Here is a 21,147-nt window from a genome sequence, read left to right as displayed (position 1 = left end):
AATAATAAAGTAAAGTGAGGATGAAAGCATGGAAGAGAATAAAAATCAGCCGCGTCATAAAGTGGATATCCGCGAGATGACTATTGATGATGAAACAACGTTAAGACAAATCTGTGACCGGTGTGAGGATGCACTGGCTGGCTGCGGAGAGCGGATCAGCGATCAGGAGGTTCATGATATTGTCAGAAAGAAGGTACTGCCGCCTGAGGGCAAGTCTGAAAAGTATCATGCCAAGCTGATTACCTTTGATGGTGAGCCGGCAGGTTTTATGACTTACTATGAAGGCTATCCTTTTGAACGCACCGTTTGGATTGGTTCTTTCTACCTTGTTCCGGAAGTGCGCGGGCAATCATTAGGTACTCAGATTATGGTGATGTTTAAACAAAATATGATAAATTTAGGTTATATGCAGTTTGTGGCACAGCTGCATCGAATGAATTTAAGAGGCCAGGATTTCTTTAGAAAAAATCAATTCGTATTGGATCAGCGTTCCATTGACCGGGATTTTTTACTGTATTTCTGTACTTATCGAAGCAAGTCTGAAAAGGCTAAGTAAACATTGTTTATCTGTCATTCATTATCTTTGCACCTTTACATGGCTGCGGAAACAATCTTTTTCGATGAGTGTAACGAGCGTGTCAAACGCTTGATTTTTATGCTTAATATGGTAGAATATAGGTGAGGAAACTCATGTTTACTAGATGCATAAACTTATTATGAGCTTTGCTCACATAAGTGTGGTCTCCGAGGGTAACGGGACTTTAATTTAGAATATTATCCATGTGTAAGTGTGGTCTCCGAGGGTAACGGGACTTTAATTTAGAATATTATCCATGTGTAAGTGTGGTCTCCGAGGGTAACGGGACTTTAATTTAGAATATTATCCATGTGTAAGTGTGGTCTCCGAGGGTAACGGGACTTTAATTTAGAATATTATCCATAAACAGACTCTTGTAAAAAAGAGTCTGTTTGCATATATGGGGGGATGATCATGAGCAGTCAGTATAAAAGAAAAATCAAGGTTGTAACGATTAAGCAGTCATTTTATGAATTGTTTTCAGAGAATTATGAAATCATGCGGATTATGGGCCAGGAAGCAAAGGACAGACCTTGTTTAATATTATTGAAAATGAAGTATAAAGGAAACCTACATACTTTTGCCATGCCTTTTAGATCGAATATTGGTAATGCTCCTAGCAATACTTATTTTCCGCTCCCTAAAAGGGCTAAAACCAAAGATCGAAGAAAACATGGTCTTCATTATTCGAAAATGTTTCCAATTACTGAAAAATACATGCTTGCCTATCATATGGGAGGCGATTTTCAGGAAGAACTTGTGATGGCTTACATTGAAAGAAATATCAAGCAAATTTATTCTGAGGCAGCCCAGTATTTAAAAAACTATGAAACTGGCCAACATGAATTATTCTGCGTAGATATAGATGATGTATTGATTAAATTGAATAATCAGTGATTAAAAATCTAAGGAATGGTTGATGAAGGAATAAATCAGTATTTATTTTGTTTGAAGAAAAAAAGGTATCCAAGGTGAGGAAGAAATGTCATTTACGGCTAGTAATTTTTCAAAAAATCTGTATAATTATGTGTAAGCGATTACAGCCAACTTAGAGGAGGTTTAAGAATGAAAACAAAATATGTATATAAGTTTTCAGAAGGCAACGGCAATATGCGTGAGCTGCTTGGCGGCAAGGGTGCGAATCTTGCGGAAATGAAAAATCTCGGTATGCCGGTTCCTGATGGATTCACGGTTACGACCGAAGTCTGCAACCGTTATTATGAAGACGGTGAGAAAATTCACGAAGAAATTCTCGATGAAATTTTAGAGAACTTAAAAGATCTTGAAGAACGTACAGGTAAAAAGTTAGGAGATGTGGAGAACCCATTGCTGGTATCAGTTCGTTCTGGTGCCCGCGCTTCAATGCCTGGTATGATGGATACTATTTTAAATTTGGGTATCAATGATGATGTTGTAGAGACGATTGCGCGATTAACTAATAACCCGCGTTTCGCTTATGACAGTTATCGTCGTTTTATTCAAATGTTTGCCGATGTTGTTATGGGACTTTCTAAGGCTAAGTTTGAAACGATTATCGATGACATTAAGGCTGAGAAGGATGTTCACTTAGATACGGATCTTGATGCTGAAGATTTGAAGGAAATGGTTAAACGTTTTAAGGCTTTCTATCAGCGTCAGTTAAATGAAGAATTCCCTATGGACCCTAAGGTTCAATTGATTAAATCAGTTGAAGCGGTATTCCGCAGCTGGAATAACCCGCGCGCGATTTATTACCGCCGCATGAACGATATTCCTAGTGAATGGGGTACAGCGGTTAACGTACAGTCAATGGCTTTTGGCAACATGGGCAATGACTGCGGTACTGGTGTAGCATTTACAAGAAATCCGGCTACTGGTGAAAAGAAATTATTTGGTGAATTCCTGATGAATGCTCAGGGTGAAGATGTTGTTGCGGGTATCCGTACACCTCAGACAATCGATCAGCTGAAGGAAGTTATGCCGGAAGTTTATGATCAGTTTGTCGATATCTGCGGTAAATTGGAAGAACATTACCGTGATATGCAGGATATGGAATTTACTATTGAAAAAGGCAAGCTGTATATGCTGCAGACGCGTAATGGTAAACGTACAGCTAAAGCGGCTTTAAAGATTGCCTGTGATTTAGTATCGGAAGGTTTGATTACGAAGGAAAAAGCATTGATGATGGTTGATCCTAAGCAGCTGGATTCTTTACTGCATCCTCAGTTCTCACCGGAAGAGTTAAAGAAGGCAACACCAATTGCTAAAGCATTGCCGGCATCACCGGGAGCTGCCTGCGGACATATCGTATTCTCTGCAGAGGATGCTATTCAAAAGGCTGCTGTAGGTCATAAGGTTGTTCTAGTTCGTCTTGAAACTTCACCTGAAGATATCGAAGGTATGGCTGTTTCTCAAGGTATTCTGACTGTTCGCGGCGGTATGACAAGTCATGCGGCAGTAGTTGCCAGAGGTATGGGTACATGCTGCGTATCTGGCTGCGGTGATATTAAGATTGATGAAGAGAATAAATGCTTTACAGTTAATGGTGTTACTTATAAGGAAGATGATCCAATCTCTATTGACGGATCTACAGGCTTTATCTATGGTGAAGCAATTCCTACCATCCCTGCCAGTCTGTCTGGTGATTTTGGAACCTTTATGCAATGGGCTGATGATGCCCGCGTATTGCAGGTAAGAACAAATGCTGATACGCCAAAAGATGCTGCTCAGGCAGTTGCTTATGGTGCTGAAGGTATTGGTTTAGTTCGTACTGAACATATGTTCTTTGAGGGTGAACGAATCAAAGCGGTTCGTGAAATGATTGTCTCTAAAACAGAAGCTCAGCGCCGTACAGCGCTTGATAAGATCCTGCCGATGCAGCAGGGTGACTTTGAAGCTATCTATGAAACCATGAAGGGTCTGCCGGTAACCATTCGTTACTTAGATCCGCCTCTGCATGAATTCCTGCCAACAAGCTCATATGACATCTCTCAGTTGGCTGCTGATATGAAACTTGATTTAGATGAGCTGAAAGCAGTAATTCAGGGGCTTCATGAATTCAACCCAATGATGGGACATCGTGGCTGCCGTCTGGCTGTTACTTATCCGGAAATTGCTGAAATGCAGACAAGAGCTGTAATTCAAGCTGCTATCGCTGTAAATAACCGGCATCCGGAATACCACATCAAACCGGAAATCATGATTCCGCTGGTTGGTGACCGCAATGAATTAAAATATGTAAAAGATATCGTTGTGAAGACAGCCGATGCAATCATCAAGGAAAATAACGTTGAGCTTAAATACTCTGTGGGTACGATGATTGAGATTCCAAGAGCTGCATTGCTGGCGGATGAGATTGCGGAAGAAGCTGAATTCTTCAGTTTCGGAACAAACGATTTAACTCAGATGACCTTTGGCTTCTCTCGTGATGATGCTGGCGGTTTCTTAAAGGATTACTATGACAAAAAGATCTATGAACAAGATCCATTTGCCCGCATTGACCAGCGCGGTGTCGGCAAACTGATTAAGATGGCTGCTGAACTTGGCCGTTCTACACGACCGGATATCAAACTGGGTATCTGCGGCGAGCATGGCGGTGATCCAGCTTCAATTGAATTCTGTCATAAACTGGGCTTAACTTATGTGTCATGTTCACCTTTCCGTGTACCAATTGCACGTTTAGCTGCTGCTCAGGCTGCAATTAAAAATCGATAGGATCGATAATTACTGATTCAATTAAAAGCGTATTATTCAGATTGAGTAATACGCTTTCATCTTATGGTTATTAAAGGGGGAAGAATATGGATTTTTTAAAAGTATTACTGACATTGCTGATCAGTGCTGGCTTAGTATTGTTCTGGATTGGCTTTACAGCCAAACTTAATGAATGGCTGAAAAAATATAAGATGTCCACATTGTTATACTTAAATGTCTTGATTGCAAGTTTTCCTTTTTTATTCATCGCGCAGCTGTCGCTGGGGCTCTATCCGATAAAATCCTTGGGCAGTTCTGCGTTATTCATGATTGTGATTATCATAACCGTGCTGGCTGCAATGCTTGATGGCTTAAAGCATAATGAGGCTAAACACGGCGGTGATTTACTAGGGTGGTGTATGGAAGGGATGCTGATGGAAATACCACAGCGTATGTTGATGCAGTATTTCATCTTTATGCTGCTTCAGACGTTGGCCGTATCCAATGCAGCCTATTATGCGATACTCTGCAATGCATGTGTGTGGTGTTTGGCTATTTATATCAAAAATAGATTGCTGAAAGCACAGGCTAATAAAGATTTATTCTATGAACTGCTGGCATCTTTTATTTTTTCAATCGGTATAGGCGCGATTTATCAATATAATGGCTTTATCCTGATTGCGATGATAGCGCACGGTACAGAGCGTTTTGTCAGTAACTGGCTGATCAGTTTGAGAGATTGATTCAAAGGAGGCATTTGTATGCGAAAGAATTTTGGCGCAAAGCCATATATGTATCCACAACCGGTTTTAATCATAGCTGCCTATGATGAAGCGGGCGTTCCCAATGCGATGAATGCGGCATGGGGCTGCATTGCTGATTATAAGCAAGTAGCGCTGTATCTTAGCGGTGAACATAAAACAGTAAAAAATATCCTTCAGCGGCAGGCTTTCACAATCAGTATGGCCGATAAACGGCATGTGACTGAATGTGATTATGTTGGCATCGTATCCGGCAATAAGGAGCCTGATAAATTTCGCAAGGCAGGTTTCCATGCGACAAAGAGTGAATTTGTAGATGCACCGCTGATTGATGAACTGCCGATGGCATTGGAATGCAAGCTGTTAAGCTTTGATGAGGAAAGTGAGCTCTTAATTGGTGAAATCATCAATGTAAGCGCGGATGAAAGCATTCTTGATGAGGAAGGAAAAATTGATCCTGTCAAGCTGGCGCCGATTACCTTTGATGCCGTACATAATACTTATATCATGCTTGGTGAAAAAGCCGGCAATGCTTTTAAGGATGGAAATAAGCTTAAATAAAAATTATAAAAGGAAGCTGACGGCTGTTGGTATCAAACAGCATAAGGCTTCCTTTATTAGTTAAATTAATCGTAATAGGATGAATTGTATTATAGTAATTGTTAGAATTATCTTTTCATAAACAATCAAAATTTTCAGTATCAAATTGTTCACATCAAATCAACCAGAGCAAAATATACTTGATCAACACCCGGTAATTGAAGCTGTGGATGGGCTATTTCAACTATCATACGAAGCTTGCCTTCATCAGTCACAAACAAACCACCGCCATCAAGCTGCGCATTGAAAACCTTTCTGAAGTAAGAAGTTAAATTCTCATCCGTCATATAACAATCGGTATAGCATATGTCATGAATTGAATCATCTTTGTCAACTTCGCAAGCATCAACGATTTCTGTACTACAGAAGCGGAAACCAAGAGCATCAAGCTGATCATATACAAGCTGCTGAGTTTTTTCCTTGTCTAACTCATATCGCTCAATGATTTCTTCGTTAGTCATCAATTTGTTCGTCCTTAAATCAATGTTAAAGACTTCACGGCGCATTGAATAATAAAACAGATTTGCGGAACCACACCGAATCACTAATGATAGAACATCATGTTCATCATCCACAAAATAACGATAAGTCATTTCTATGGCTTGTGTAATTATTGAATCAGAATAGAGACTATCAAAATAGTAATTTAATAGTTGGGCAGTTTCTCCTTTTAAATTAGTCTGAATATGTTCATAAGTAACTTCTGTTGTAATATTTGTATGCAACCAATTATAAAGTTCATCATCGGTATTGGTGTATTCATTTTGATTATGAGAACCAATATAAGTATACGCACTTTCAATCGTATAGAAATAATCCTGTTCAGGATTGACTTTCCCTGTAACTGTATCCGCCTTTGAATAATGCACTGCCTGCATTATGCATCGTTTGATTTGAGTAGGAAAAAGCTTTATATAGTGCTCATAGCTTCTTACCACAGGGGCATGCTGGGGCTTTTGAAAATAAACATTGAGTTCAGCTTTGCCTTCATAAACAGGACTTTGACAAGCAGTCAGCCCAACAAACAAACAGAATATTGTTAATATTGATTTAATTTTCATGATGCTGTTCCTCTCTAATCTCAATATAGCACAAAATATCTCAAGTTAACAAGGTGGTTTTGTAAAGAATGAAAAGCAACGATTATATCAAAATGAATCACAGCTTTTAGATGCTTATTGTAATCTGCCATTAGAATACAAATGTATACCAAACTCCTCAATTTAATTCTACTTTTTACTCATTTTCTAATTTGTAGGATTCATAGTAATTCATAAGGATTTGTGATAAAATGATAAGTATCATATAATGTCATGTGAGCTTGATAAATCGGGGGTAGATACTGTTTTTTAGGCATCCGTATCGGTCGATATCCCATAGATTGTGAAGAAAAATCATTTCATTGCAGGAGGTAAGAAAATGATTAAAAACAAGGAAGAAGTAAGTGAATTTACAGCTCATATCCTGCGTACCTTTTTTCAGGATAATAATATCGAACCGTTAATCAATGCAATGGATGAGGATATTATTTGGTTTGGTTCAGGACGCGCGCAGTCAGCGGTTGGTAAAGCCGCGGTTGCCAAGCAGTTTATTGACGGTAAGGATGATCTTCAGCCATGCATTCTTAGCCAGGAGCATTACGATGTTGTGCTGCTGGGTGAGGATGATGCGGTATGTCAAGGGTCTAGCTATATGGATACCAGAGCGGATAATGAAGTCAGCATCCATGAATTTCAGCGAATCACCCTTGTTCTGCATAAGGCGTCTGACCGCTTTAGGATTAAGCATATGCATCATTCAATCGCTTATGACGCGATGGAGGATGAACGCTTATTCCCGCTTCAATATGGGAAAGCTCGTTATAAAGAACTGCAGGATGAATTAAAAGCCCGTGATAATCAGATTGAACTGATGCTTTCTCAATTGCCGGGCGGTACGACTATTTGCGCGATGGATGAATATTTGACTACAAAATGGATTTCTCCGCAAGGCTGTGAGCTGATAGGCTTTGCGAATGAAGCCGAATTTATGGAAGCTACCCTCGGGAATACAGTTTCTTTGATTCACGAACAGGATTTAGAAAAGATTCATAATGAATTAATGAAATCAATTCAGGAACAGCGCAATTTCATGTGTGAATATCGGTTTAGAAGAGCTGATGGCCAGCTGATCTGGATTTTAAATATTGGTAAAATTATTAAAAATGATCAGGGTGTTGACGAAGCCTATTGTTTTGTCAGTGATATTACCGAGCGCAAAGAACGCGAGTTATTATATGCTAAGGCAGATCGTGATGTTAAGCGTCAAGCGGCCTTCATGATGGAATTGTTTAACACATTGCCTTGCGGAATCATTCAGTTTAGTGTCGATGCGAAGCATCAGCTGCTGATGAGCAACCGTCAGGGATGGGAAATTTACGGCTATGATGAAGAAAGCTTCCATAGAGAAATTAAAAGTCCGCTTCAGTTTGTTCTTGCCAAGGACTATGACGCAATCGTTAATACATTAAATAATATGAAGCTGGGTGATGAGACTGCTTATGAACGGCTGACATATCGGCGAGATGGCAGTGAGCTGTGGATCTCCGTATTGATGAAGCGTTTGATCAATATGGATGGAAAAGATGTAATTCAGGCTATTTATACAGATATTACAAATGAAAAGAAAATGCGTCTTGAAATAGAAAAGAGCCGGCGGGTTGAAACAGAATCATTAAGAGCGGCTATCGATACCGCGTATCCGCTGATTTATAATTTGAATCTAAGTGAAGACAGCTATTCCTTGCTGCATAATGAATTAGAGGCTGGATTGTCAGAAACCGGCAGTTATCATCAGCTGTTTAACGATTATTTTAAACGTGTGCATCCGGATTATCAGCAGGATTATGTAAAGAATTTCCGCCGGGAAGCTATGGCTGAACGTTTTGCGAAGGGTGAAAAAGAAATCTATATGGAACTGCTTCAGCAGGATGTCAGCGGCAGCTATCATTGGCAGTCAGCGCATGTGATTCATGTTGAAGATCCTTATGCGGAATCACAGCTGGCGATCCTATTGGTTAAAGGCTTGGATGAACAGAAGAGTGAGCAGGCCAGACAGGAACAGCTGCTTCGCGACGCCCTGCAGAGAGCTAATGCCGCCAATGAAGCAAAAAGTGATTTCCTGTCGCGTATGAGTCATGATATCCGTACACCGATGAATGCGATCATCGGCATGGCGACAATTGGTAAGATGAAGCAGGGAGATGTTGAAACTACCTTGCACTGTTTTGATAAAATTGATACTTCAAGCCGATATTTACTGGCTTTGATTAATGATATCCTTGATATGTCGAAGATTGAACAAGGAAAGATGCAGATTAATGAGGATGAATTCAGCTTGCAGGATGTTCTCCAGGAAATTAACAGTATCTTGGTACCGCAGACCTCTGAGAAAGAAATACAATATGAGATGCGGATACTTGAGCCGTTAGCAGATGAGTATCAGGGGGATGCGCTGCATCTGCGTCAGATTCTCATGAATCTTTTAAGCAATGCATTAAAGTTCACATCTGAAAAGGGTAAGATTACTGTTACTATCAGCAATGAGTATACAAGCAATGGCTACGCGCATTTAAAATTCTCAGTAAAGGATAATGGTATCGGTATTTCAGAATCATTTAAACAGAAGCTGTTTCAGCCATTTGAACAGGAGCGCAGTGATAATGCCCGCAATAAGGCAGGCAGCGGTCTTGGTCTGTCAATCGTGCATAATCTTGTTAAACTTATGGGCGGCAGTATCAGTGTTGAAAGTGAGCAGGGAGTCGGAACTGAGTTTATCGTTCAGCTGCCGCTGAAGCTGGTTCACGTTGATCATAAACAGGAAGAAATACGCCGTCAGCGTGAGCTTTTAAAGGATTTGAGTATTTTAATTGTTGATGATGATGAAATTGTAGGGGAACAGGTTACCGCCATTCTAAAAGATATCGGCGCTGATTGTGAGTGGGTTGATTCAGGAATCAAGGCTGTCGCATCAGTGCGTGATCGAATGGATAAGCATGAATTATATGATGTAGCGATGATTGACTGGAAGATGCCGGATATGGATGGCTTAGAAACTACCCGCCGAATTCGTCAGCTTGTCGGGCCGGATACGATGATTATTATTATATCCGCATATGACTGGAGCAGCATTCAAAATGAGGCAATCGCAGCAGGGGCAAATGGTTTTATTACGAAACCATTGTTTACTTCATCAATCTGCTCTGCTTTGGGCAGTATGTTTATTCATCATGAAGCGCAATCTGAGCCAAAGCCTGAATATAATCTGAAAGGTAAGCGCATCTTACTGGCTGAAGATAATGAGCTGAATATGGAAATTGCTAAAACACTGCTTGAGATGCAGGGAATGGTTGTTGAACCAGCGGTGAATGGTGCTGAGGCGGCAGCGATGGTACAAAATCATCCTGAAGGAACTTATTATGCGGTACTGATGGATATCCGTATGCCGGTTATGGATGGTTTGACAGCAGCCCGCAAGATTCGAGCCTTACCTGGTGAGCGCGGTAAGGTGGCTATTCTGGCGATGAGTGCCGATGCCTTTGAAGAAGATAAGGCAAAAGCCAGAAAAGCGGGAATGAACGGCTATTTAGTAAAGCCGGTTCATGTTGATGAATTATATCAGGCATTAAGTAATTTACAGGAAATAAAGATAAAAGAATAATTATCACAATTGGTATTTATTATTGCTAACATGTGCACTCGAGACTATAATAGTTTCATAGGAATCATGTTTTAAAGGAGATACTGCCATGAATCAGACAGAGAATATACAGCGGGCGCAAGTACCAGAGGATTGGGCCGCGGCAAGGCTGACGCTGATGGATGAAATGGGACTGGCCGCCTGCTATCTGCTGCTGGATGATGGACTGCCTCTGCTTGCGGCTAATCAGCGGCTGAAAAAGCTTTGGCAGCTTACATCGGATGCGGTTAAGCTAAAGCAGCTGCTGACTGAAGAGGCATATGATAAACTGATGCATTCACTGCTTCAGCTTTCAGGTGAACAGAGTCAATGCAGTGAGCTTTTGAGTCTGAAAATTAAGGGGCTGACTGACTGGCAGCAGGTGGATATGACCGTCACTAATCAGACTGTCAACGGCAAAACAGTGCTGTCGGCAGTTTTTCATGATATGAATATTCTTTGTCATAAGCAGGCAGCATCCGATGCGGAGATAATGACGCGTATCGGACAGATTGAATGGCTGATGTCAGAATATGCGGGCAATGTGTATATCAGCGATATGGATAATTACGAGCTTTTATACGTTAATGAGAAATCATGTGAAACACTGAATCGGCCAAAAGAAAAGCTGATTGGTAAAAAATGCTATGAGGCGATTCAGGGACGAAGCGCACCTTGTCCATTTTGTACGAATCATCTTTTAAAAAAAGATGAAACCTATGCTTGGGAATTCTATAATCCATCGCTGGACAGAACGTTTATGATTAAAGACCGCATGCTTGAATGGGAAGGCCGCCGCGCGCGGATTGAGCTGTCTCATGATATGCTGAGTACAGAATATAAGCTGGCAAAAAAAGATCAGGAACGGGAGGCAATCATCAAAACGATTCCCGGCGGTTTGCTGCGTATTGATGCCAGAGATTATGATACGGTTTTATGGTACAGCGATGAATTGCTTAAGCTGATCGGCTATACGGGCGAACAATTTAAAACTGAGCTGGATTCCAAATGCTCATACATTCATCCAGAGGATATGGATCGGGTTTACAAGAGTGCTAAAGCATTAAATAAGACTGGTCAAAACGCGGTGCTGCAGACTCGCATTATCACTCGTTCGAAAGAAGAACGAATGCTGACAATGACCTTATGCTACATCAGCGGTGAGGATAGTTGGGATCGAATTCCGTCAATCTACAGTGTAGGGATTGATATTACTGAAGAGCATCTTGAGCAGGAACGGCAGCGAAAGGCTTTAGAAGATGCTTATAATACAGCCAAGGTTGCCAATGAGGCTAAAACTAATTTCCTTTCATCAATGTCGCATGATATCCGCACGCCGATGAATGCTATCGTCGGCATGACGGTAATTGCACAGGCAAATCTCAATCAGCCGCAGCGGGTTGCGGACTGTCTGAATAAAATTGATGTATCCAGCCGGCATCTGCTGAATCTGATTAATGAAGTTCTCGATATGTCTAAAATTGAAAGCGGCAAGATTGATCTGATGCTGGAAAATATTAAGCTGCCGGAGCTTCTGCAGAATGTAACCGATATGTGCAAGCCTTTATTGGTGCAGAAGAATCTCGATTTTCAGATAACGGTCGGTCATCTGCTTCATGAGAATGTAGTCGCTGACGGTGATCGTCTTCAGCAGATCTTAATGAATTTACTCTCTAACGCGATAAAATACACCCAAGAGGGCGGCACGATCCGCTTAGCGATTGAGGAACATGAATCCATGATTGATGGTCGTGAACGCTATGAATTTGTGATTTCTGACAATGGTATCGGGATGTCCGCGGATTTTATTCCGCATATCTTTGAACCATTTTCAAGAGCTGAAGATACCCGCATTTCTAAAACACAGGGTACTGGACTTGGCATGACAATTACTGAAAATATTATCCATATGATGAATGGAACGATTGAAGTTAAAAGTGAATTAGGCAAGGGCAGTCAATTTACCGTATCTTTGCCGCTGCAGGTATGTCATGATGCGCAGGAACAGGCAAATGAATTGATCAATCAAACCGTGTTAATTGTAGACGATGATCGAACCGTCTGTGAGAGCGCGGCATTGCTGCTTGAAGAGCTTGGGATGCAAACGAGAAGTGCCTTATCCGGAACGGCGGCGCTGGCAGAATTAGATCGGATTAGCTTTAGCCATAAGCCGGTATTTGCCGTATTGCTGGATTGGAAAATGCCGGATATGGACGGCCTTGAAACATTAAAACAAATACGCTTAAAGGCCGGTAATAAAGTAGCGGTTATTATCATGTCTGCCTATGATTTTTCCGGCGCGGAAGAAGTATTCATCAAAGCAGGTGCTGATGCGTTCATCACTAAGCCGCTGTTTAAGTCAAAGCTGCTGCATATATTAAAGCTTTACTGCATGAGCAGCAAGCATAAAACAGCTAATGCGTTTATTGAAGAGAAGCACACGGATCTGCAGGGTAAACGAATCCTGCTTGTAGAGGATAATCAATTGAATCGGGAAATCGCGATGGAAATTTTAAATATGCAGGGTCTTTGTGTAGAAACTGCAGTTAATGGTAAAGAAGCTGTTGAAATGTTTAAACAATCCACAGTCGGTAAGTATGACGCCATTTTGATGGATATTCAGATGCCGGTTATGAATGGTTATGAAGCGACTGAAGCAATTCGTGCATTTAAGCGAGAAGATGCAAATACAATCCCCATCTTCGCACTGACAGCCAATGCTTTTATTACCGATATTGTCAAGGCGCAGAATGCTGGTATGAATGGTCATATCGCTAAGCCAATCGATGTAGAAATACTGATCAAAACATTACAAAAATGGATCGTTTAAGGCGATCCTTTATTTGTTTTCATCTGGATATAAAAATCACCCTAAATCATTTAGGGTGATCGATAAATTTATACCTCAGTTTCCTCATGACGGTAACGGCGAGTCTGATGCTTTTGATAAAACCGCATCTTATCCGCATACATCAGCTCATCCGCTTCCTTGATTACGTTTTGAATGTTAGAGCATTCAGCTTCCCATTTATAACCGATGGCAATCTGATACGCGCTCTGTTTGAAGTTGTTTTTCAGCCGTTCTACATTGTCATAAAAGGCTTCTTCATTCGTTTCGGTATAAATGATGACAAACTCATCACCGCCGATGCGGTACAGCTTCTCAGAGTCAGAACTATTTTTGATAATCTCAGCGCAAGCCTTTAATGCCAGATCACCTGCCGCATGGCCCAAGGAATCGTTGATCCCTTTTAAGCCATTCATATCTAAATAAACAACACCGACACTGCCTTGTAAATCTTCTAATTCAGTAATATTTTGAATGTAGCGATTGCGGTTATAAAAGGTTGTCAATTCATCAAGATAGCTCATCTCATATAATGTTTTTTCGTTTTCATTTCTTTCCATCGCCAATGTAATAAAATACTGAATGGTCTGCAGGAAAGGAATGACAATATCCGACATGCCATAAGCCAGATTATCTAAGCCGATACAGCCGCTTAATCCATTATCCTTTTCTAAAGGTACCCAAACAATGTTTTTGATATCCTGCTGACTCAAAAGCTCATAACCGGCAGGCATTTCATCTTTCAAAATCTCAATATCATCATAAATAATATTCTTATCCTTTTCAAGCAGCTCAAGCCAAGGCCGATAGTCATCCATCACAACGTTTTGAAGATGCTCAATCTGCGGCTCAATGCCGGTATTGCACCATTCGGCAATATTAGAAAAATAAGGGTCATGAAATATAAAAATATAAGCACGTTCGGCGGAGAACAACTGACCGATATGAGCAAGTACCGTTGTTAACGCATCGGTGATTTCATGATTATGGTAAAGTTCACGAATACAGTCAACTAAAACATTATCTCTTTCCAGACGCTGCTTCAATTCATTCTTTTCATTGTTGGTCGCGGTTATATCAAAGGCAATTTCCATCCGTGCTGTTTTACCTTCCCATTCAATCAGCCGATCCTTCAATAAATAATGCTTTTGCAGAAGGGGATTGGTATATTCCCATGAATAAGTCTCATCGGTTTTTAACCGTGAATTAGTACAGAATTCACAAGGTGAATCAAAACCCTGAATCACTTTATAGCATTTTAAATTACTTAAATCATCACTGATATTAAAGATTCTTTTACCGGCATCATTCACAAATAATAAATCATATGTATCAATATCTGACACATACATCAATTCAGATATTTCATTCATCGGTGCCAGCAATTCACGCTGCTGTCTTGTAAGCTGCTCGCTTTTCCGCTTGTTTTCATTTTCTATCCGAATCAGCATTTCTCTGCGTTTTTCCTGATAATAAGTAAATACCGTACAGCCGCCAGCCAAAATAATAAATACGGAATTCAAGATGATTAAATGATTTCTGGCAATTTGAACACTTTGTTCCGTATATTCCTCGGCAGAGCGTACAGTATTATCTGCTAAAACGAAATAATCTTCACTTAAGGCATATAAAGCTTCATTCGATGAACCGGTGCGGACTTTATATATTTCATCCTTGATGATTGACCAGCTGCTTTCCATTTCTGTCAGCTGGGCTTGAAAGGTTTGATCCTCAAGCTTAATCAGATCAAATTCATCACTGCCGTTTGCCAGCCCATACAGAATATTATCCAATCGTTCAATCAGGGCGTCATCAGGCTCATGATTCAATTCTTTTTTTATTAATCTTTGGGTAGCGCCGCGGACGATGCCGATATAATTGATGACTCTGGCATTGCCCTGCAGGTTATCAATGGAAGTAATAGAAAGCAGAGCGGTAAAAATTAAGGCTAAGCATAATATTATGGGGATGGTTAATTCTCCTATTTTTGATAGTTTACTTTTCATAATAGCAGTACCTCATGTGAAGCTTCAACATAGTTATTTTATATATTATAACATTAACAATGTTTAAAAGGTAGCCGGTTAATCATTTTAAAGAAAATCAAATAGAATAATTAAAAGTTAATTATTTATAAAAAGAGCTTTAAGGCAATCGCCTAAAAGCTCTTTCTGTCTGCTGATGCTTATTTAGCGTATTCGGCAGCGCTGGCGCCAGCCAGTCGGCCAGAGGTTAATGCGAAACCTAAACCGGTTCCTTCGACATTAACATAAGCAGCTACAGATAAGCCGCTGACATTATTACCGGTAGAATATAAGCCCTTAATGATCTCATTATGTTCGGTAACAACCTGCATTTCATTGGTAACATCGACACCGCCTAAAGATCCGAGTACCGCGTTGTAGCCTTTAGTAATATAATAAGGTCCAGTTTCACAAGTCCAGATCAGCGAATCCTCATCGGTGTAGAATTCAGGATCATATTTATCATTGACGGCTTGGTTATAAGCAGCAACTGTTGCTTTTAAGGTTTCAGCATCACAGCCGATGAAAGCTGCCGCTTCTTCAAGTGTATTCACAATCTTGCCGTCACCTGTATTAGTCAGCACTTCAAAGTCAGCGAGGAAGGTTTCCTTGTCAACCGGCGCGTGGTAGATAGTTGGATCACCATTTTCATCGGTAATACCGAAACGATCCCAATAATGTACCCAAGAACCGGTGTTGGCCTGACTCATATCCGTCCATTGATCCACGGTTTTCTGATCAACAATCGTATAGGCAAAACCGCCTTGCGCAAGAACCGCACTTGAATAATCAACCGTATCCTTTAATAATGACGCAGCCATAAACCGCTGACCGAGATTATTTACCCAAAGTACCGGTGAATTTAATGTAAGCTGATCAGCTACCTGTACATCCTGGGATTTAGGGCCGACACCATGATTCATTGAAAGCAGTTCACCTTTACCGGCACCCACTTCATACATCATTTCTAAACCGCTGCCGTCGCTGCCGCCCATAACTGAAACAGTTTCATAGATTTCCTCGCCAAGCGCTTCCTTCATCATTGCCTCATTGCCCGCAAAACCACCGGTCGCAACGATCACACTTTTAGCATTGACAATCAGCTTGCTGCCATCTTCATTGCGGCATTCAACGCCTACAACTTCATTGTTTTCATTGACCAACAGTTTGGTCGCGGTTGTGTTGTAATGAATATCGACATTGTATTGATCCAGATATTCCTGTAAATGAACAAATGGCTGTGTATTGCCCCAGCGATGGTAAATAATCGTATCATCAAAGTGAGCAATCTGCTGTGCTGTTTTAGACAGATAGACATTAATATCATGATCAAGCAGATATTCAACGGTATTCTTTGCTTCACTGACAAAGGTACGGATCAGCTGTCCATTGCCAAGATAATTGCTTAATTCAAGATAATGATTAAACCAGTATTCTTCATCACTGCCTAAATCATCGCCGTAGCGTTCTTCTTGAAGGGTTGTGCCGATGGCAAACATTCCCTGTGCAGCATTTCCCATGCCGCCCAATGTACTAGTCATTTCGATGCCGATTACATTTGCACCGGCTTCAGCGGCACTAAGAGCGGCCATTGATCCAGAAGCACCCATACCGATAACTACAACATCGGTGGTTAAGGTTTGATCTTCACCGATAACCGTATTTGCATCAACGGTGAAGCCTGCTTCACTCATTGCCGCATCCACAGCGCTCTTTACCGCGTTGCTGGTCATTGTAGCACCGCTGACCCCATCAATTTCTGAACTTTGTGCGGCTTTCACCTGTTCAATTAATTCAGGCATCGCCGCCTGACCGATCGTCTTTGTTTCATCGGCACCTTCAATCGCAACATCGCTGATTGTACCGGAAGAAACCGTGAGGGTAACTGTCACGTCACCGCCATAGCCTTTTTCTGACGCTGTGTAAGTACCATCTTTAATATCCGTTGATTGATTGTTGTTATCGGCAGGTGTTTGTGTACAGCCGCTCAGCATCAATAAGGATACTAATAGACAGGAAAGCATTTTTGTAGATTTTTTCATGAATCCATCCTCCTTGTTAATAGATTAACAAAATTAGGGCATTTACATAATCTATACATCTGAGATTAAAAGTGGTTTATTTTTAGAATACGATTGACTAAAAGATTACTATCTCCTACAATGTCAATATGAACAACAAACCGATGCACCCGCAGAATGATTTACCGTTGCCCTATACATTGCTCACCTGTGAAAGTAAGGCTTATGCAGCTCATACAGTGAGTCTTTTGATCTGCTTTGAAAATGGCAGAATAGAACTGGAAGGCAGGCGTATGCATCTGCAGGCAGGTAATTCAATTCTGATGCGCAATAAGACACAGTTTAAGATTCAGCCTAAGTCGGATAAGATTTATCTGCTGCATTTGGAAGCAACTGTATTTGATACGATCATGATGAGTCAGTTGGCCGACTGCCGGATCATATATGATTTTCTGACATTAGATGAAAACAGTCATGATTATTTATTCTTTGATTATGGACGGCGCAGTCCGCAAGCTGAATCAGCACGGAACCTCTTGCGTCAATGCATGATTCATGATAACTTTTCCGATAAGCTGCTGCGCTGCTGTTTAGTACAGTATCTGACCAATCTGCAGCGTGATTTTGTACATCATTTGGTTGTCAGTCAATCAACGATGGTACGCCATCACCCTTTTGGCCAAGTGCTGAAATATATCGGAGAGAATTATGCGGAAATTGATTTAAAAAGTGCAGCGGCGCATTTTTCCTATAATCCAGATTACTTCTCCGCTTATTTTCATCATCACGCAGGTATGACCTTTACTCAGAAATTATTTGAAATCAGGTTGGAACAGGCATTGCGTTATCTGATATTAACCGATATGCCAATCAATGAAATCTGTGAAACGATAGGCTTTAAGGAAAAAAGCTACTTTATCCGCAGATTTAAACAGCGTTTTAACTGCACTCCTTCTCAATACCGAAAACAGCATCAAAAGACAAGTACCTAGCGGTACTTTTTTGTATAGTTAATTATTGTTCAGTAAATCATAAGACTTGACAGAAGGTAAAACCTGCGTTATATTGTACCCGTACCCCCAGGGGGTAATAGGAGGCTTGCGATGAATGAAAAATTTGATGTGACAGGGATGACTTGTTCAGCCTGTTCAAGCCGTGTTGAGAAGTGTGTCAGCAAGCTTGAGGGTGTTGAAGAAGTAAGTGTTAATCTGTTAACGAACAGTATGCAGGTAAAGTATAAAGAAGGCGAAATTGATGAAAATGCGATTATTTCTGCCGTTGAAAAGGCAGGCTATGGCGCTAATCTTCATCAGGGAGCACAGCCTAAAAAGGCAAGTGTCAAGGTTGATGCTGTTGAGGATGCAATGCATTCCATGCGTTATCGGCTGATTGTTTCCTTTATCTTTTTGATTCCATTATTTTATATATCTATGGGACATATGATGGGATTGCCGATTCCATCATTCTTGAGCGGCATGGAGAATGCGATTGCTTATGCTTTTACGCAATTTCTGCTTTGTCTGCCCATTCTATATGTGAATCGTAAATATTATCAGGTAGGCTTTAAGACTTTATTTCATGGCGCACCGAATATGGATTCATTAATTGCAATTGGTTCGGCAGCGGCGATGATTTACGGTATTGTCGCAATTTATGGCATTGGTTATGGTTTAGGCGTTCATGATATGGCGCTTGTGGAACGTTTCCATATGGATCTCTATTTTGAATCAGCGGCTACGATCTTAACCCTGATTACCTTAGGTAAATATTTAGAAGCTAAATCCAAGGGAAAGACGAGTGAAGCAATCAGTAAGCTGATGGATCTGGCACCGCAGACAGCTTTAGTTTGGCGGGATGGACAGGAACGTGAAATCGCGGTTGAAGAGGTAGTGATCGGTGATACAGTGATTGTTAAGCCGGGGGCTAAGGTACCGGTTGACGGTGTGATTTTGGAAGGTTCCACCGCGCTTGATGAAGCAGCAATTACCGGTGAGAGCATTCCGGTTGAAAAAGGTGTCGGTGACAGTGTGGTCGGTGCGACGATGAATAAGAGCGGTTCAATTCGTTTCAGAGCTACGCGTGTCGGCAATGATACGACATTGGCCAAAATCATACAGCTTGTTGAGGATGCCAGTGCAAGTAAAGCGCCGATTGCTAAGCTGGCCGATAAGATTGCCGGTATCTTCGTGCCGGTTGTAATTCTCATTGCTATTGCCGCATCGGCTTATTGGCTGATACAGGGTCAGTCAATTGAATTTGCTTTGTCAATTGGTATTTCGGTACTGGTTATTTCATGCCCATGCGCCTTAGGTCTGGCAACCCCGGTGGCAATCATGGTCGGTACCGGCAAAGGTGCGGAAAATGGTATTTTGATTAAATCTGGTGAAGCTTTGGAAACCGCTCATGCGATTCAATGCGTTGTGATGGACAAAACAGGTACGATTACTGAGGGAAAACCTCAGGTTACAGATGTTATAACGCTCAATGCAAGCCGCAATGAACTGCTTGAACTGGCACTGGCATTAGAAAAGCCAAGTGAGCATCCATTAGCGGAAGCGATTGTTGCTTATAGTGAAAAAGCTGGCTTCAGCGCTGCCTCCGTCGAACATTTTAAAGCTGTATTCGGTAAGGGTGTCGAAGCGGATTTTAATGGCAGACATTATTTGGCCGGCAATCAGCGGATGATGAATGAGGCAGGCATCGACTGCAGTGATCTTTTAAATCAATTGGATCAATTGGCAGATCAAGGTAAAACACCGCTGCTTTTTGCGGATACAAAGCAGGTGTTGGGAATTTTAGCGGTTGCGGATGTTGTCAAACCAACGAGCCGTGAAGCGATTCAGCGGTTTCAAAAACAGGGTATTGATGTCGTTATGCTGACCGGTGATAATAAGCGTACCGCAGAAGCTATTCGTTCTCAGTTAAATATTAATACGGTTATCGCTGAGGTCTTGCCTCAGGATAAAGAAAAGGTTATCAGTGATTTACAGGCTAAAGGTCAAAAGGTGGCGATGATCGGTGATGGTATCAATGATGCGCCGGCATTAGCGAGAGCTGATGTGGGGATTGCAATCGGAGCCGGTACGGATGTAGCCATTGAGAGTGCGGACATTGTCCTGATGCGTTCTGATTTACTCGATGCGGTCACCGCCCTGCGTTTAAGCAAGGCCGTAATTCGCAATATTAAAGAAAACCTATTTTGGGCATTCTTCTATAATTCAGTCGGTATACCGTTAGCTGCCGGATTGTTTTATACGGCATTTAATTTAAAACTGAATCCGATGTTTGGCGCGGCGGCAATGAGTCTGAGCAGTGTATGTGTTGTCAGCAACGCATTAAGACTGAAGTTCTTTAAAACGGATCATACGGCAGCTGAACTAAAGCCTGCCGATGAGAATAAACAACAAGGAGAGAATAAAATGAAAACGATTAAAATTGAAGGTATGATGTGCATGCATTGTGTAAACCACGTGGAAAAAGCGCTGAATGGTATTGAAGGCGTTCATGCCAAGGTTGATTTGGAAAAGCAGCAGGCGGTTGTGACTTTGGATCATGAGGTCAGTGATGAGACTTTAAAAGCAGCCGTAGCAGAAGCTGGGTATGAAGTCGTATCGATTGACTGATGAAAGCAAATAAAGAAAGTGTGCTGCGGCTGATTAAAACAGCCCGCGGCCAGCTTGATGGGATCGAGCGGATGATTGCGGATGACCGTTATTGTGTTGATATTTCCACCCAGCTGCTTTCCACCCAAGCCATTTTAAATAAAGCGAACCGAGAGATTTTAAAGGGTCATGTGGAGCATTGTGTGAAAGAGGCAATCTTGACGGGTGATGTCGATGTCAAATTGAATGAGATATTAATGCTGATGGATAAAATGAAATAGACGGGAAACCGTCTTTTTTTAAATTAAAAACTTTATAATTAAAAT

At 41.2% G+C, this 21,147-nt stretch carries 13 protein-coding genes; 10 read left to right on the top strand and 3 right to left on the bottom strand.

The annotated features are described in order from the left end of the window. Positions 1-28: 28 nt before the first annotated feature. The 5 genes from DWZ33_RS03185 to DWZ33_RS03165 all read left to right on the top strand — a co-directional run bounded on the left by DWZ33_RS03185 (position 29) and on the right by DWZ33_RS03165 (position 5,571). A complete protein-coding gene (locus DWZ33_RS03185; RefSeq protein ID WP_022936867.1) occupies positions 29-556 on the top strand; it encodes a GNAT family N-acetyltransferase in 528 nt (175 codons plus the stop codon). A gap of 435 nt (positions 557-991) precedes the next feature. Beyond that, positions 992-1,474: a hypothetical protein gene (locus tag DWZ33_RS03180; protein WP_118453759.1), complete on the top strand. Its 483-nt coding sequence runs from the start codon at positions 992-994 to the stop codon at positions 1,472-1,474. Between the two features lie 168 nt (positions 1,475-1,642). Next, entirely contained in the window at positions 1,643-4,270 is a 2,628-nt protein-coding gene (gene ppdK / locus DWZ33_RS03175) for a pyruvate, phosphate dikinase (RefSeq protein ID WP_022936869.1), read from the top strand. Positions 4,271-4,356: 86 nt separating this feature from the next. Then, on the top strand, positions 4,357-4,992 hold the full coding sequence (locus DWZ33_RS03170) for a hypothetical protein (protein ID WP_118453758.1): 636 nt from the start codon (positions 4,357-4,359) through the stop codon (positions 4,990-4,992). Positions 4,993-5,010: 18 nt separating this feature from the next. Further along, a complete protein-coding gene (locus tag DWZ33_RS03165; RefSeq protein ID WP_118453757.1) occupies positions 5,011-5,571 on the top strand; it encodes a flavin reductase family protein in 561 nt (186 codons plus the stop codon). Between the two features lie 149 nt (positions 5,572-5,720). Here the strand turns inward: DWZ33_RS03165 and DWZ33_RS03160 are convergent, their stop codons facing one another. Next, positions 5,721-6,671: a hypothetical protein gene (locus tag DWZ33_RS03160; RefSeq protein ID WP_118453756.1), complete on the bottom strand. Its 951-nt coding sequence runs from the start codon at positions 6,669-6,671 to the stop codon at positions 5,721-5,723. 358 nt (positions 6,672-7,029) lie between these two features. Between DWZ33_RS03160 and DWZ33_RS03155 the strand changes: the two genes are divergently transcribed. After that, positions 7,030-10,308 carry a hybrid sensor histidine kinase/response regulator gene (locus DWZ33_RS03155; protein ID WP_118453755.1) on the top strand — a complete coding sequence of 1,093 codons (3,279 nt, stop codon included), beginning with the start codon at positions 7,030-7,032 and terminating at the stop codon, positions 10,306-10,308. Between the two features lie 88 nt (positions 10,309-10,396). Beyond that, positions 10,397-13,156: a hybrid sensor histidine kinase/response regulator gene (locus tag DWZ33_RS03150; protein WP_244925841.1), complete on the top strand. Its 2,760-nt coding sequence runs from the start codon at positions 10,397-10,399 to the stop codon at positions 13,154-13,156. Positions 13,157-13,224: 68 nt separating this feature from the next. Here the strand turns inward: DWZ33_RS03150 and DWZ33_RS03145 are convergent, their stop codons facing one another. Together DWZ33_RS03145 and DWZ33_RS03140 are read right to left on the bottom strand one after the other, a co-directional pair. Then, positions 13,225-15,180 carry a sensor domain-containing diguanylate cyclase gene (locus DWZ33_RS03145; RefSeq protein WP_118453754.1) on the bottom strand — a complete coding sequence of 652 codons (1,956 nt, stop codon included), beginning with the start codon at positions 15,178-15,180 and terminating at the stop codon, positions 13,225-13,227. A gap of 179 nt (positions 15,181-15,359) precedes the next feature. Next, a complete protein-coding gene (locus tag DWZ33_RS03140; protein ID WP_022936875.1) occupies positions 15,360-17,240 on the bottom strand; it encodes an FAD-dependent oxidoreductase in 1,881 nt (626 codons plus the stop codon). A 128-nt stretch (positions 17,241-17,368) separates the two neighbouring features. On the opposite strand from DWZ33_RS03140, the gene DWZ33_RS03135 reads away from it, so the two are divergent. The 3 genes from DWZ33_RS03135 (at position 17,369) to DWZ33_RS03125 (ending at position 21,102) form a co-directional block, all read left to right on the top strand. Next, entirely contained in the window at positions 17,369-18,211 is an 843-nt protein-coding gene (locus tag DWZ33_RS03135; RefSeq protein WP_034456338.1) for a helix-turn-helix transcriptional regulator, read from the top strand. A 111-nt stretch (positions 18,212-18,322) separates the two neighbouring features. Then, positions 18,323-20,842 (top strand): heavy metal translocating P-type ATPase, encoded by a 2,520-nt coding sequence (locus DWZ33_RS03130; protein WP_118453753.1) that lies wholly within the window; start codon positions 18,323-18,325, stop codon positions 20,840-20,842. Then, entirely contained in the window at positions 20,842-21,102 is a 261-nt protein-coding gene (locus DWZ33_RS03125; protein ID WP_060692504.1) for a metal-sensing transcriptional repressor, read from the top strand. The genes DWZ33_RS03130 and DWZ33_RS03125 overlap by 1 nt, the downstream gene beginning before the upstream one ends. Positions 21,103-21,147 lie beyond the last annotated feature (45 nt).

Origin of the sequence: Dielma fastidiosa, assembly GCF_003475485.1 — a bacterium.
Lineage (GTDB): Bacteria > Bacillota_I > Bacilli_A > Erysipelotrichales > Erysipelotrichaceae > Dielma > Dielma fastidiosa.
Note: the sequence above shows the minus strand (reverse complement) of the source record. Positions and strands in the feature narration are given on the sequence as shown.